Here is a 15,200-nt window from a genome sequence, read left to right as displayed (position 1 = left end):
AAGCCAAATGTTAGGATGAGATACGCTTATGGATGTTTCCCTTGTTGTGCGTTTTGTGAATCATCTCCAAGAAGGGATCGCCTCTGCCAAGCGAGACTTAAGAGCCTTCAGCCTCGATATTGCGCATTTCCAAAACCAAACACGCAAGCATTTTAAAGGGTGGTTTGACCCTGAGCACTTGGAGGAAGCTACAGCAAAAGCGCAAAATGCTTATATTCATGCGCGTGGGCGCATGGTAGGCGCCATGGCTCAAACCGCAACCTTAATTGCGCCTCTTTATAAAGCCATGCAATTTGACCAATCGATGAAAGGCTTGGAAAAGGTTCTGGATGCCCCCCTTGATCGTTTAAAAGAATTGCGTCGTTTTGCGCTTGAAACCTCCACCAAAATTCCTCTCGCCGCTCGTGAAGTGTTAGAACTGATGACCAGTGCCAGCCAAGCAGGGATTGGTGAACAAGATCTCGAGGCTTTTAGTATTTATGCCGCCAAAGCAGCGGTCGCCTTTGATATGACGGGGGATCAGATTGGGGAACGCTTTGCCAAATTGCGCAATGTCTTTAAGCTTAATCAAGCAGGCATCGAAGATTTAGGGGATGCTATCAACCATCTTTCCAACCACATGGCGGCTAAGGCAAGTGAGGTGTCTGACTTTACCAATCGGGCGACCGGAGCGGCAACCATGTTTAAACTGACAGCCCGTGAGACGGCGGCCTTTGGGACGGCGATGATTTCTGCTGGGATTGTTCCAGAGAGTGCAGCACGTGGTTTTAACTCTATCAGTGCCCGTATTCAGGCGGGAGGAAAGCATATTGAAGATGCTTTTACCAATATTGGTCTCTCTCGTCAAAAATTTATGGAAGATTTGGAGAAAGATGCCACCGGTACCTTGGTGCGTTTTTTTGATGTGTTGGGCAAATCCGAACAGGGGATGCGTTCACTGATTGCCATTGCAGGACGCGACTTTACTGGGGATTTTGCCAAACTGGTGGGTAACCCCGAATTGGTAGGGCAAGCCTTAAAGTTTGTTGAAGACCCAAAAGTCTTTAAAGGCTCTGTCGAACAAGAGGCAGATAAACAAGCAACCGGTGCCATGCGGCAATTTGAACTGTTACAAAACCGCATTGTGGCTTTAGGGGTTACCATTGGTGAAGTGCTTCTGCCTCCTGTCAACAGTTTAATGGAAACTGTTGGTGGTTTTTTAAACGTTCTGATGGCATGGGCTAATGAACACCCTGTTTTAACCGGTGTGATCATCAAAACCATTGCCGCCCTTATGGCTTTTAATATTGCTTTGCGGGTTGTACGTTTTACCATGGCGGGAACCCGCCTTGGGGTCCTGCAATTGATTGCCTCTTTTATCAAGATGAGGGCTGTTAGTGGTGCGCTGAAGGCAAGTTGGCGCGGGCTCTTGGCTTCAGGGCGCTCACTGGGCTTGTTAACTGCAGGTCTTGGGGCAAGTTCACTGCGACTCTTACGCCCCATGACTTTATTGATGGGAGCTTTGCGAGGGATCGCAATTTCAGGTACAGCATTTGCTGCCTCTTTTGGCTGGATAGGGACAGCGATCGAGGTGGTTGGGGCAGGTATTGCTTCTGTTGTTGGGGCTGTATTTACCCCAATCGGTGCTCTGATTGCTGCTGTTGTGGCTGTCATCATTGCGACTTGTTTTGTTTTGTGGAAATATTGGGATCGCTTTTCTTCCTTTGTCAAAGGATTTGCACGGGGGCTAATCCGCGCTTTTGGTCGTGCCTTTGAAGCCGTCATGCGTTTTTTTGGTGCTGACACGGCAACCATTACACGTTGGAAAAACATCATTGCCGCTGCCTTTGATTTTTCTGCCCACTGGCAAAAGTTTAAACAAGGACTTTCCTTTGTTGCTCAAAGCTTTGAAGATTTGTGGGAGGGGATTAAACAAAGCCTTTCCAATTTTTGGGGGTGGTTGAAGCGTTTTTTCTCTCAAGAAAAGCTCACGGATAGTGCCAAGGCAAGCATGGAACAAGCCGGAGAAGATTTAGGGAGTTGGATTGTTAATGGTTTTATGGGCACCATCTCACAATTGACGGACTTTTGTAAATCTTTACCTCACCGCATAAAGGGGTGGATTGGGTCGATTGATGTAAGAGATTATTTGCCAAGTTTTTTAGGAGGCAAAACGCCTCAGCCTGTTGTGCAATTTTCGGGGGCTGGTCGTGCCAATGCGCCTCTCACAGAAGCAAAAGACAAAGAACGCGTCCCCATTACGCACAATCAAAATGTCACGGTGCATGTCAATGGCGCGCGTGATCCTATTGCAACTGGTTATGCGGTTCGTCATGCCTTGCAACGGGCAGGGGCCAATGCCTTGCATGGCGGAACAGAATAAGGGGAGGGAGTATGCAAGATCCTTTGCTGATGTTGGGACCGCATCAATTTTATGTGGACTGGTTGAACTTCCAATCTTTTGAAGAGGAATTCTCTGCCTCATGGGTTTGCTTAGAGCGTTTTGGTGGGGCCCCTGGTTTGCAATTTACCGGCTATGGCAATGATCCCAAAACCATCCACGGGGTATTATTTCCAGAAGAGTTTGGTGACCGGGTTGCCATTGATGCCATCACCAGAACCATACGTGCGGCTCAACCCGTTCAGATGATCCGTTGGATGAGTGATGATAGCTACAGTGCCTTAATGCTTGGATCCGTGGTGATTACCAGTGTCACGAAAGACCATGACTATATTAGCCGCTCTGGTCAATCGGGGCGTATTCGCTATTCCATTAGCCTGTTGCCGTTTTTTGATGGGGGAAAACCACAAGGTCAATATCAAATAGGGCAATACCAAGGGGGGCAAGAGGAGGATACCTCATGAAGATCCCCGCAAAACAGCTTGTGGTCGAACTAGAGGATATGAGTTTAGACCTCATTTGTTATCACCATGCCTTGTCTGTTTTAGGAGACCGGAGGCAAGCTGGTTTACTGAAAGGTTATTTAGAAGCCACACTGGAGGCTAATCCAGAGATTGCTGGGTATGATACTTTTTTACCGCGGGGCTTAAAAGTTTTTCTGCCTGAATTTATTTCCCAAGAAAAAAACAGCGTGGTCAAACGGCTATGGGATTAATGCGCACACATCCCTTTATTAAGGTAAGGGTAGGGGATAAGCTTGTTCATGAAGTTTTTTACCAACGTCTTTTAACGGCAACCATCACAGACAATGCGGGTAATGAAGCCGATACATTCGAGGCGGAATTTGATGATAGCGGCAATGATTTAGAGATTCCCTCCAGTAACACTGCACTCCATGTCACCTTTGGTTATGAGAACAGCATTCGTGCCTTTATGGGGCGTTTTGTTGTGGAGACGGTGACCAGTTGTGGGGGCAGTGATGGAGAGATTTTGCGCCTTTGTGGCAAAAGCGCTTCCATGCGTGCGGAGATCAAAGAACAGGACAGCGAACATTTTGACCATAAAACCATTGCTGAGATTGTTGAGAGCCTTGCCAAACGTCATGGTTATCAAGCAAAGGTCAGTCCACAGTTTAGCAAACAAACCTTGCCTTATGTGGTGCGCACCAATCAATCGGCGATTGATTTTTTAACCCGGCTTGCTGATCGGATGCAGGGGCGTTTTTTGATCAAAGACAATAAGTTTTTATTTTTAAGCGGAGACAATCTTCCTCTCCAGACAATTCATCAACAGGATTGTTCCCATTGGGAATTTAACCTTGAGCCGCGCACCCAATATGGCATGATAGAAGCACGGTATTTTGATCGCACAAAAGGGCAACAGCACGTTGTTACGCATCGCACAGGGTATACGGGGCCCATTCGCCGTCTGCGGACGTGCTACCCTTGTGAGCAGCAAGCTTTAGCTGCGGCTGCTTCTGAGTCGGATAGGCTTTGTCGAGCCATGGGTAGTGGTTCTTTAAGCCTTGAGGGGCGCCCTGAAATCATGGCGGGGCAACCGCTTTTGCTTCAAGGGTTTCGAGGCGAAATCAATGGCCCATGGCATGCTGCAACCGTGACCCATCGCTATGAAAAGCAAAGCGGATACATCACAGAAATTACCCTAGAAGCGCTAAATCAAGGAAAGGAAACAGGAGAAAGGGAAACTTGATCAGAACAGAAAATCAAAGGGACAACTTGTCCCTTTGATCGATGGTGATGAACATTTGGAGGAATTGGTGCAACTTGCACCAATTGCAGAAAGGAGCAATAGTGCAAACATTGCGCAATTGCATATAGAAGTGCAATACGGTCAACATGACCGAATTTTTCCAAGCTTCTTTTGTTTTTTAATAATGCCTCAGAAAACCGAAAAGCTGTCACGCAGTTTATGCTAAAGAAAAGGTACCATTTTATGCATGCTTCTTCTCAAATAATACGATTCTTTTAATGCGATTCTTGCTCATGACTGATCATCAGAAATTGCGACCTTTAAGAGAAGAAAAATAAAGACTCATTAAAGAGGCTTAAAATGATCTTTGAAAGGTCTTTGAAGACTCTTTGAGAACTCCTTAAAAATCATTTTAAAGAAAATAAATTGGTACAAAACCTGGTGGCAAAATATACAAAACCTGCTGGCAAGCTACAGTCTTTAAACAACCTTTGAAAGGACTTTGAAGCTCCTTTGAGAACCCCTTAAAAATCATGTGAAGCAAAATAAATTGGTACAAAACCTGGTGGCAAAATATACAAAACCTGCTGACAAGCTACATACACACAAGCTACAACAACAACTAAAATTGGCTGGGGAACTTGGATTCGAACCAAGATTGACGGAGTCAGAGTCCGCTATTCTACCATAAAAATATTCCCCAATAAGCCGATTTTACCATCTCTAGCAGATTCTACAGCGTAGGCAAGCGCAAAAAATCTTTATAATTATCGATAATAAAGAGCAATAGGAATGTCATTGATTGTTTTGATTTGAATATCGACATCATAAATGTCTTTAAGAATTTCTGGCTGCATAATTTCTTTGGGGGTTCCCAAATAGGCTGCTTTCCCATTTTTCAATGCAACAATCATATCTGAATAAGAGGAGGCACAATTAATATCGTGCATAACAATAAGAATGGTTTTTTTCAGCTCATCAGCTGTGCGGCGTAATTGCTTCATCATAGAAACGGTATGTTTCATATCCAGATTGTTTAATGGTTCGTCTAAGAGAAGATAATCGGTATCTTGACAAATAACCATCGCAATAAAAGCCCGTTGACGCTGACCACCAGAAAGCTCGTCTAAAAAACGGTCTTTTAAATCTTGTAAGTCAAGATAGCGTAGCGCACTGTCGATAAATTGTCTATCTTCATGTGTATACCAGCCTTTTGAATAAGGATAGCGTCCGAAACTCACTAAATCGTACACGGTTAAACGGAAGGATAAAGGATTATCTTGACGCAAAATGGAGAGCTTTTGAGCCAAAATATCATGGGGCATTTTATCAATATCAAAATCGTCGATATTAATTGTGCCTTTGTCGTGCGGTAAAAGACGTCTTATCAGCATTAAAAGAGTTGATTTTCCCGAACCATTAGGCCCAATAAGAGAAATAATCCCCCCTTTGGGAAGATGAAGACATAAATTGTCGATAATCAATCGTGCTCCGTAAGCCTTGGAAAGATGATTGATCTCAATCATTTTACTTTTCCCTTCATCAGTAACATTAAGAAAACAATCCCTCCACAAAACTCAATGATAAAACTTAAACGTCCCGCCATGTGAAAAATTTGCTCTAAAATAAATTGTCCCCCCACCAAACAAATCATCGCTAACAATATTGCAATCGGTATAATGACACTATGTTTTGCTTGAGGTGAAAGTTCATATGAAAGGTTGGCAACGAGCAGTCCAAAAAAAGTGACGGGGCCTACTAATGCAGTGGAAATAGAGACGAGAATAGAAACAAAAATAAGAATAGCTGTTGCACTTTTATGATAATTAACGCCAAGATTGAGAGTATTTTCACGTCCCAAAGCCAAAATATCAAAAAGATGGCGGAAACGCCACCCAATTAAACTCACAATGAAAACAATTATTGTGGCAAAGCTTATGAGGGACGTATTAAATTTATTAAAATTTGCAAACATAATATCTGTTAGATTCATCATCTGATCTGGATTGAGTTGCAATTGCATAAACATCCGTAAACTGAAAAAAAAGCCGCCTAAAACAACACCAATTAAAAGTGTCAAGTGAAGACCTTTTAGGCTACCTGAAAACAGCCAATGAAAAAGGCTTATGGAAAAAAGCATGAGAATAAGGGCTTCGAGAATGAGGTGTCCTTCTTCATTCAAAAAGGGCAAAGAAAGAGAGCCTACAAAATACATCAAAACAGTTTTTATTAAAATATAAAGCTGATCAAATCCCATAATTGAAGGAGTCAGAAGACGGTTATTAACGATTGTTTGAAATAAAACTGTAGAAACGCTTATTGCATAGGCAATAAGAAGCAGAGAGATCAGTTTTGTCAGACGAAATGTCCATGTATAAACATTGATATTCCACGTCATGTAAAGACTGATGATTGTACATGCTATGATAATAAGCGTTGTTAGTACACATTTTGTTTTTTTTCTTCTATCCAAGATTCTTTCTCCAGCGTAAAAGCAGTATCATAAAAATAAAACTACCGATCACGCCCATTATGGTGCTGATGGGAATTTCAAGAGATGGATGAATGATTCTCCCTAAAAGATCACAAATCAAGACCAATTCTGCACCGCTGATGGCTACCCAAGGAGCAGTATAGCGCATATTATCTCCCATGAAACTTGAAACAATATTTGGAATAATCAATCCAACAAAAGGAATACGGCCGACAGTACAGACAACAACAGCAGTGATTGAGGCGACAATAAAAAGACCAAAAAACATGACGACACGATAATTTAACCCAAGATTATTGGTTAGATCTTCTCCTAAGCTTGCAACCGTAAAGCGATCAGCAATACAATAGGCTAGAAGACAAAGGGGAAGGGTGAGCCATAAAAGTTCATATTTTCCCTCAAGAATCATGGCAAAACTACCAAATAAGTAAGCTTGAAGAGAAGGAAGGAGCATTTCATAATCTGCAATGGCATTGGTTAACGAGCCAATAATATAGCTTAGCATAATCCCTGTAAGGGGTACAATGAGAGCCGATTTTAAAGGAATGCGGTGCAATAAAAACATAAAAAGTAAAGTGCCTGTCATGGCAAAAAGTGTCGCAATGACCATTTTTCCTAAAACAGGAATATCGGGCAGAAAAATCATAATAAAAAGAATGCCAAGGGAAGCAGATTCAACAGTTCCAGCGGTTGATGGTTCGACGAAGCGATTACGTGTCAACAGTTGCATAATCATGCCTGAAAGTGCAAGCGCTGCGCCTACTAAAAGGATTGAAATGGTACGAGGAAGACGCGTTTGCCAAAAAATAAGCCACGCATGGGGATCGGCTGCAAAAAGATCAGAAGGTGTGACATCAGAATAACCAACAAAAATGCTGAGGATAGACAGGAGACTTAGAAATGTTATGGTTATCCAATAATTCTTCACGTTAAATCATTTTCTCACAAAATTTAACAAAAAAACAAAGGTTGTTTCATAAACAACCTCTGCTTTTAAATTTTATTCATATCGCAAGCAAGCTTTTTTGTGTGCTTATTTGCTCTTTGTAAAGGCTTGGTTGATCTGTTTAGCGGTTTCAAGGAGTCCTGTTAAACCACCACTTGCACGATACCAGCTCCAAGAGTCCAAATAAATAATTTGGTTTTGTTTGCTTGCTGTTGTGCGGTGCACAAGCTCATTGTTGAGCAGTTGTGCTGCGGATAGTCCTTCTCTCCCAATTGCAGCATCCCGATCAATTACCAACAACCAATCAGGATTTGTCTCAAGAATAAATTCAGGAGAAATGAGCTGTCCATGTTTTTGTACAGTGAGTTTATCGGTTGCAGGGGTAATTCCAAAAGCGGAATGAAAAATATCAAAACGTGATTTTGGTCCCAAAGCACTGATTTTTCCACCAGAGGTCATGAGAACGAGCCCTGTACCTTTTCCTTGGGTATTTTGACGGACTTCAGCTAAAGTTTCATTAAGCTTTGTAATTTCTTTTTCTGCTTCCTGTTCTTTGCCAAAAATTTTTCCAAGGATGGACACATTTCTTTTAATATCTTCAAGAGAATTTTCGTTTCCTATCGTTAGATCAATGGTTGGAGCGATTTTGGATAAATCGTTATATTTTGCTTGGGTTCTGGAGGAAATAATAATTAAATCGGGCCGGAGAGTGGCAATTTTTTCATAATCTGGTTCAAAAACAGTGCCGATTTTCTCATATTTTGCATCATCAAATTGTTGCAGATAGGAAGGTTTTTTTCCTTCAGGAATGCCAACAACCGTTTTAATCCCAAGATGATTCATATTATCAAGCGATGCAAGATCAAACACAACAACTTTTTGCGGAGAAGCGGGAACAGAAGTTGTGCCTGAAACATGATTAATCATTATATTTGTTTGAGTACTTTTCTTTGCCATACTCGTTTGTGTCCATAAAACCGTTGCAAAGCAGATTACAACCAGTAAAATAGAAGTCACGGATTTCATATATTTTATCATCGTGATTTTATCCTTTTATCTTATATTACAAGGGTTTGCACACTTAAAAACCTTAACTTAGGCATTTTTGTGCACAAAATGATGCGATCGTAAATAACACTATGTTGTAAAGTTGACTAACATATGTTACAAACTGCTCACTTACCTCATTTTCACTTAATTCTAGTGTTTTTGCAACATTATTTAGAAAGTTTGACATATGATCAATGTATTTAAAAAGCGTACACGTTTGTACGCACTGACAACAAGTGCTTTCTTCTTTTTACAAGGTGTCGATGCCTCTATAGCCAATGGTGATGGTGTCAATGCATGTACTGTAGGTAGTTATAAAGATTATGGTAGCCCTTTGACATCTATAGTTTGTCAAGATGGCAAAGAGCACTTGGTGAAGTATGCTACGGTTATGCTGAAGAAGAATGGCGATAATGCTGTAGCAGCGGGAAGGGTTGATTTTAGTAACGGTGATTATGTTGTTAAAAAAGAACCGACAATTATTAAATTGCGCAATTCAGCTCTTAGGAATCAAGTTCATTTGCTTAATGTGAGAGAGCAGGGGGCTGAGGATAGAGCAGTGCCGGGTTATGGGATTTATGGGAGTGCTGTATTTGCATCACAAGATGGAGTGGTTGAATTAAAAGACACATGGATTCATCATTTTGACACTGGGCTTTACGCTTTATATGGTGGAAAGATCGTTATGGAAAATGGGGGGAGCTATAGTGCAAATATGGGGGCTGAGGCTGAAAGTGGATCATTTATTATGTTGAACAATACACAGATTCATGTGGTGGGCCAACAATGGGAGGACGGCGAAGACGAGGACGGCGAAGACGAGGATGGCGAATACGAGGATGGCGAATACGAGGACGGCAATGAAAGCGTAACTGGTTTGCGTACCACCGCTCGGTCAGTAATAGACATGAAACGGGGAGAAATTATTTTCCCAGCACGTGGAGTTGTGGTTTCAGCAGAAAGCGGAGGATTCATTCAACTAGATAATGTCAGTATTAAAATAAATGAAAGTAAATCTAGCAATGAATTAGAGTATACGACTAGCCTTTTACTTATAGATGAAGGTTTTATTTCCTTAAAAAATGAAAACTTGAGTCTTTCAGATTCTATTGGTGTATTGTTGTTTGGCAGTGATGAAGAAAGCAGTCATGAAGGAAGCAGTGTTTCAGTCCCGAATAGTATTCAAATAGATGGGCCTCCTAGCGAATTTCTTGCTTCTTCGGATTATGCTAACTATCTTATACCAAAAATTTTAGGACAAGAGACAGAGGCAAGAAACTATGAAACGGACTTTAAGCTTAAGGCTGTTGTAAAATCTTCAACTATTAACCTGAATGGTCAGACGTCTATTGGCATATATTTTAATAATCAATTCATTGATTCGCAACAAAATGAGGAATCTTTAGTTTTTTTGCAGGAAACTAACTTTAATGTTCCAGATGGTGTAGCCGTTTCAAGTAACAATATGAAAAGCTCTGTCCTTATAGATAGCGGATCGACGGTTTCTGGTAAGTTATTCTTGCATGCTGAATCTTCTTCTAAAGTGTCTGTTCTTGTTAATGATTCTATAATTAAAGGTCCTGCTTATGTTCAAAAAGGTTCTCAGGGTAAGATTTTTTTGTTCAATGGATCGGAGTGGCATTTAACGAGAAGAAGTGAATTTGGAGAGCGTAGTGACAGTTGTGAGGACTCATGTATTTCATTTTTAAGGCTTGACGATTCTGCTATTTCGTTTTTGCCTTTGCAAAATGATGCTAGTCAACAAGACCATAATTATCAAACGTTTCGCATAGGAAATGGGGACGGCACAGTTTACGTCGCTTCTGGGAATTCTCATATTCATTTACGTGCATCTGTGCAGGCTAATGCATCAGCGGAGTCTCAATTATCTGATAGGCTTTTAATTCATGGTAATGTTTCTGGTCAAACTAAGGTGCATGTGTCTAAAGTTAGACAAAGCGGTAGAGATCAACAAGATCAGAATCCTCAAGGTTATAAACCTCAGAGTATTTCAATTATTCAGGTTTATGGGGAAGCGAGGGAAGATTCTTTTAAACTGAATGATGCGTATGTTACGATAGATGGTTCGCCTTATCAGTATATTCTTCGTGCTTATGGTCCAACGTCTCCTTCGAAGATGAAGTATTTTGATAATAAATTGGTAACAAGTCGACAGATTTGGGATTACCGTTTAGAGAGTAAAATAGAAGCTGCAAATGGTACTAAGGAAGAACCTCCTTTGGCATCGGAAATAGTCTTAGCGGAATATACAATTTCTGTTCCTCATTTCTTTAATATAGATTTTGATTTCGAGAATCTTAATAATTTTGAAGTTAGAAAAGAGAATGAGGACGGTACAGGAGATGTTGTTTCTGCAGGTTCCACAGAGCTTAACTTAAGACCAGTAAGACCAAATTCTTTAGGGAGAGCTGATACAGATAATACCAGTCATGAAGAGGGTGAAAATGAGTCTTCTGCAATAACAGATCCTTCATCTGCTGCTCTACATACCTTGACAACTGAGGAGACTGTTGATGGAAGTGAAAGAAGGGAAACGGATCGTTATATTCTGGGGGGAGGTTTTAATTATTATAGCGAGTTAGAAACAAGTGATAGAGATGTAAGTATTTTTCTTCTTGATAATTCAAGTGGGGAATTGGATGATGTAGGATATAATATAGTAGAAGGAGAAGGTGATATTACAGAGAATGTATTAATTCCGCCCCAGACTGTTATACTTTCTTCTCCTCAATCTATTACGACAGAGAGTTCTATGCTTGCAAGATCTGACATAGATGATTCTTATGTAGACTTAAGTCCTCTAGATGAAATTTCTTCAATTGCTGAAACGGAGGGAGATACCCTATCTTCTACATTAGCTGTTCCTACTACTGAGAGTCCTGTTAGCTCAAGTAAACCTGTTGTTTCAAGTGGAGGAAATCAGAATGTAGAAAACTTTGCTGCTACAGATGTTGAAATTGGTGCTTCTTCTGAAGGTGAACGCATCTCTTCTCCTGAATCTCCTGTATCGGAGGGCACAAAGCCTTTAGTCCCCCCTGTTCTTAAGGAAGTATCTAAGGCTATTTCTACTGCATCTGAGCGAAGGGATTCTACACCTAAGGAGGAAGCAACTAGGACTTTAGGACGAGAACGTATTTTACTTCTATCTGAGAATACTAATGCATCTGCGGGAACTTCGCCTACTGTATCTATAAATTTGTCTTCAGCTTCTACGGAGAGGTCTAAGGCTGTTTCCTCTACGCAACCTGTAGTCTCCTTAGGAAGGTCTCAGGTACTCCCTGCTGTACCTGTTTATAATGTGGTTCAGGAAGTTGTTTCTTCACAGTGTGTTGAAACTACAAAGGGAAATGGTGCGGAGAAATCTGAAGTTGCTTATTCATGTAGTGATGGTCAATCACATACCGTACAAGGCCAAACACTAAAGACAACGGATAAAACTCAACATTCTATGCATGCAAAAAATCAGGATACGGTTATTAAATTAGAGAGAAGCACAATTATTGCTGCGGATTTTTCTGATAGTAAAAATAATGTTGGTTTTAATACATTACAGGCTGTGAGTGCTGTGCTTGCAGAAAACAATGCAAAAGTTGTTTTAGATAAAAACTCCACAATTCAGTCTTCTGTGATTGGGCTGGAAGCACAAAGAAGTGGGGCGGTTGAGATGATTGGTGGAACGGTTAATGCTCATTATGTAGGTACGTTAGCGGGTTCTGGATCATCTGTTAATTTAAAGGATACGACAATTAACGTTACGGGGAATTTTGCTGCAGCTGGTCTGGTAAGTAAAGCTGGTCAGATAACCATGAATACTGGAGCTATTAATTTGGCAAAGGGCGTGGCAGTGAGGTCGGAATCTGGAGGAAGTATTACGTTAGACAAAGTTGACATTACTGTGAAAAAAGAAGCAGGGACATCAGATTCTGCAAAGGTATTTGGACGTGCGGCTTTTCTGTTAAGAAATAATGCTTCTGTTGATTTTAAGAACGGAAATGTTGTGACTGATGGACATGCTTTGTGGGTTAGAAAGGGTGATGATATGGTTGAAACGGGGACTTTTAGGAAGAGAAGATCTTCTGAGGTTCGTTCTGCTGTCAATCACGCGAATATCGAGGCTTCTACTGTTAAAGTAGAAGGTGATGGGACCTATGGTATCTATTTTGATGGGCTCATACAGAAGGAAGAGAGGAAACAAAATCAGAGTAAGAATTTAGCGACTGAGAAAGCAGGTGTTGTTAAGCGAAGTGTTTTACCCATACAGGATATGCCTATAGGTATAACGGGGACAGTTTCGTTGAAAAAGACTGATTTTGAAGTTGCAAAGGGTATAGCGATCTATGGTAATAATTCTACTGGTCATGTTTCATTAGAAAATAAAACAACTCTCGCTGGTGACTTGTTGTTGAAGGCTGAGAATAATTCTAATATATCGGTTTCGGCTGATAATTCTATTGTTACAGGTGGTGTTCGCGTTAATAAAGATTCTTATGCAAAATTAGACTTGGCCAATAAATCAGAGTGGATTCTCAAAAGAAGTGTTCAGAAGAGTTTGGATGCTTCAGATGCAGGGTGTGTGGATTCATGCGTTTCTTCTGTGAGACTTGTAAATAGTGCTATTGATTTTAGATCTTCGGAATCTGGAGAAAAATATCAAACTCTCCATATTGGAAATGGGAAAGGCATAGTTTATGAGGCACAAGGTGATGCTGTCATTCATCTCAATGCACGTTTAAACCCGCATGATCCAAGTGATCAGCAAGTTACGGATCGGCTTATCATTCATGGTGATGTTTCTGGAAAAACGAAAATACATGTACGAGGCGATGTAGGCAATGTAGCAAATAGTCAAGCGAATGCCAAGATTGCTCATAGTGTTTCAGTTATTCAGATTTATGGTCAAGCGGAGAAAGATTCTTTCCAACTCGATGGTAATTATGTTGCGCTGAGAAATTCACCTTATAAATATACTCTTCGTGCTTATAGTCCAGAAGCGACTTTGAAACAGGAGCATGTTCAGCAGAAATTTGTTAAGGATGGTGGAGCATTTTGGAACTTCCGTTTAGAAAATCAGTATGTTAAGTCTGCTGGATCTTCTGCCCTTCCAGATCAATTTGTCAGGTCTGTTGTTCCACAAGTGCCAACTTACCTTGTCTTGCCTAATAGTGTATTCCATGCTGGTTTGATGGATATTAACAATCAAAATAAGCAGTTGGAGACATTGCGGATGACTTCTACGGGAATGGTAGAGGTTCGTGAGAATCCTGCTCTTTATTTACGCGGATATGGTGGAAGTTACCGTTATGCTTCAGATTTATCTGCACTTGAATATGGTTATAATGGTGATCTTGACTATCGTGGTGTAGAGGCCGGTGTTCTTCTGCAAACTATTGAAAATACTGATAGTGCTCTATCCTTTGGGGTTATGGGAACGTATGGAAACCTTTCTCTGCAGCCTTTGAATGTTGAGCAAAGTCAAAAGAGTGCATTTGATAAATGGACTGCTACGGTATATGGTAGCATGCAGCATAATGTGGGCTTCTATGTCGATGGTCTTTTATCTTATGGTCTGTTCAAAGGTGATGTTCTCACTCTTGCGCGCGGTAAGACAGCAACATTGAAAGGTAATCCTTTGAGTGTTTCTGTGATCGGTGGCCAGACAATTGCAACAGGGTATAAAGGTTTTGTCTTTGATCCGCAGGTTCAGGTTGTGTATCAACATCTCCAATTTAATAAGGCCCGCGATATTGACAATTTTGATATTGAAATGGGTAACCTTGATCAATGGGTGGCACGTGTTGGTGGACGCTTAACCAAGATTCCTACAGGCTCTGAAGGTGTGAATGCTGTTGCTTTCTATGGTAAGCTTTATCTTGCTCATGGTTTTGGAGAAAAACAGTCTGTGCATTTCAATGATGCTTTCAAGTTAGGGGCGTTTGGTTCTTCATTAGAGGCTGGGGTAGGATTTAATGCCAAATTGTTGCCACAGTTCTCTCTGCATGCTGATATTCTCTATCAACATAAGCTTAATAAAGCTGGTTTTTCTGGAGCAAGTTTTTCCGGAGGCGTGCGTTATCAGTTTTAATATAAGGTACAAGATGTACCTTTTAAAAAAAGGCAGCACATTGTGCTGCCTTTTTCTTTATAACAACTTGTGTTGTTTCTAAAAGATTCTCGTCTTCTTGATATGAATAGAAAAGACATATTTATTGTGCGCACGAGCGCGTTTTTCTACGATAAAGCGAATTTTCTTAAAACTTTCGCTGATGATGATGCGATAGAGTGATACATTTGTATGGGCTTTTTAAGCGTTCAGAAGTCCAGTATGTGTTATGATATCTTTTTTAGTGCCGTATTGATATACTCTAATATCATATTTGATGCTTTCTAAAGCTCGTTTTTGAGCGTTTGTTTTCACTGATTTAAATCATTTTTTTCATTCATCTCTTTGTGGATTAATTTTTAAAATTGCACAAGAATAAATTGTGTCTTTAATTAATTGCACGTACTGATTTCATTTTCTCTTTACACGAAATACAGAATGCATTATACACTTATAAATTGTGTTTTGTCATTATTCTCTTATAGATAGTTTTATGCGT

Annotated in this window: 10 protein-coding genes and 1 tRNA gene; 6 read left to right on the top strand and 5 right to left on the bottom strand. The window is 40.7% G+C overall.

Annotated elements, in window-relative coordinates:
* Positions 1–28: 28 nt before the first annotated feature.
* From NNJ85_RS02240 to NNJ85_RS02220, 5 genes are read left to right on the top strand one after another with little or no spacing between them, the layout of a single operon-like run.
* Entirely contained in the window at positions 29–2,362 is a 2,334-nt protein-coding gene (locus NNJ85_RS02240) for a phage tail tape measure protein (RefSeq protein ID WP_254473204.1), read from the top strand.
* 11 nt (positions 2,363–2,373) lie between these two features.
* Positions 2,374–2,844 (top strand): phage tail protein, encoded by a 471-nt coding sequence (locus NNJ85_RS02235; RefSeq protein ID WP_142416576.1) that lies wholly within the window; start codon positions 2,374–2,376, stop codon positions 2,842–2,844.
* A complete protein-coding gene (locus NNJ85_RS02230) occupies positions 2,841–3,095 on the top strand; it encodes a tail protein X (protein WP_254473202.1) in 255 nt (84 codons plus the stop codon). Before NNJ85_RS02235 ends, NNJ85_RS02230 begins: the two co-directional genes overlap by 4 nt.
* A complete protein-coding gene (locus NNJ85_RS02225; protein ID WP_254473904.1) occupies positions 3,095–4,090 on the top strand; it encodes a phage late control D family protein in 996 nt (331 codons plus the stop codon). Before NNJ85_RS02230 ends, NNJ85_RS02225 begins: the two co-directional genes overlap by 1 nt.
* A gap of 34 nt (positions 4,091–4,124) precedes the next feature.
* Positions 4,125–4,316: a hypothetical protein gene (locus tag NNJ85_RS02220; protein WP_254473076.1), complete on the top strand. Its 192-nt coding sequence runs from the start codon at positions 4,125–4,127 to the stop codon at positions 4,314–4,316.
* A gap of 403 nt (positions 4,317–4,719) precedes the next feature.
* Here NNJ85_RS02220 and NNJ85_RS02215 read toward each other — a convergent pair.
* From NNJ85_RS02215 to NNJ85_RS02195, 5 genes are all read right to left on the bottom strand, one after another.
* A tRNA-Gln gene (locus tag NNJ85_RS02215) sits at positions 4,720–4,793 on the bottom strand.
* A gap of 64 nt (positions 4,794–4,857) precedes the next feature.
* Positions 4,858–5,616, bottom strand: coding sequence for an ABC transporter ATP-binding protein (locus NNJ85_RS02210; RefSeq protein WP_254473200.1), 759 nt, complete (start codon positions 5,614–5,616; stop codon positions 4,858–4,860).
* Positions 5,613–6,563 carry an iron chelate uptake ABC transporter family permease subunit gene (locus NNJ85_RS02205; protein ID WP_254473198.1) on the bottom strand — a complete coding sequence of 317 codons (951 nt, stop codon included), beginning with the start codon at positions 6,561–6,563 and terminating at the stop codon, positions 5,613–5,615. The genes NNJ85_RS02210 and NNJ85_RS02205 overlap by 4 nt, the downstream gene beginning before the upstream one ends.
* Positions 6,556–7,512 (bottom strand): ABC transporter permease, encoded by a 957-nt coding sequence (locus tag NNJ85_RS02200; RefSeq protein WP_254473196.1) that lies wholly within the window; start codon positions 7,510–7,512, stop codon positions 6,556–6,558. Before NNJ85_RS02200 ends, NNJ85_RS02205 begins: the two co-directional genes overlap by 8 nt.
* Before the next feature lie 105 nt (positions 7,513–7,617).
* Positions 7,618–8,568: a siderophore ABC transporter substrate-binding protein gene (locus tag NNJ85_RS02195; protein ID WP_254473194.1), complete on the bottom strand. Its 951-nt coding sequence runs from the start codon at positions 8,566–8,568 to the stop codon at positions 7,618–7,620.
* A gap of 199 nt (positions 8,569–8,767) precedes the next feature.
* Between NNJ85_RS02195 and NNJ85_RS02190 the strand changes: the two genes are divergently transcribed.
* A complete protein-coding gene (locus tag NNJ85_RS02190; protein WP_254473192.1) occupies positions 8,768–14,683 on the top strand; it encodes an autotransporter outer membrane beta-barrel domain-containing protein in 5,916 nt (1,971 codons plus the stop codon).
* The last annotated feature ends 517 nt before the right edge of the window (positions 14,684–15,200 follow it).

This window comes from Bartonella sp. B1098 (assembly GCF_944896145.1).
GTDB lineage: Bacteria > Pseudomonadota > Alphaproteobacteria > Rhizobiales > Rhizobiaceae > Bartonella.
This window is presented reverse-complemented; position numbering and strand designations above follow the sequence as displayed.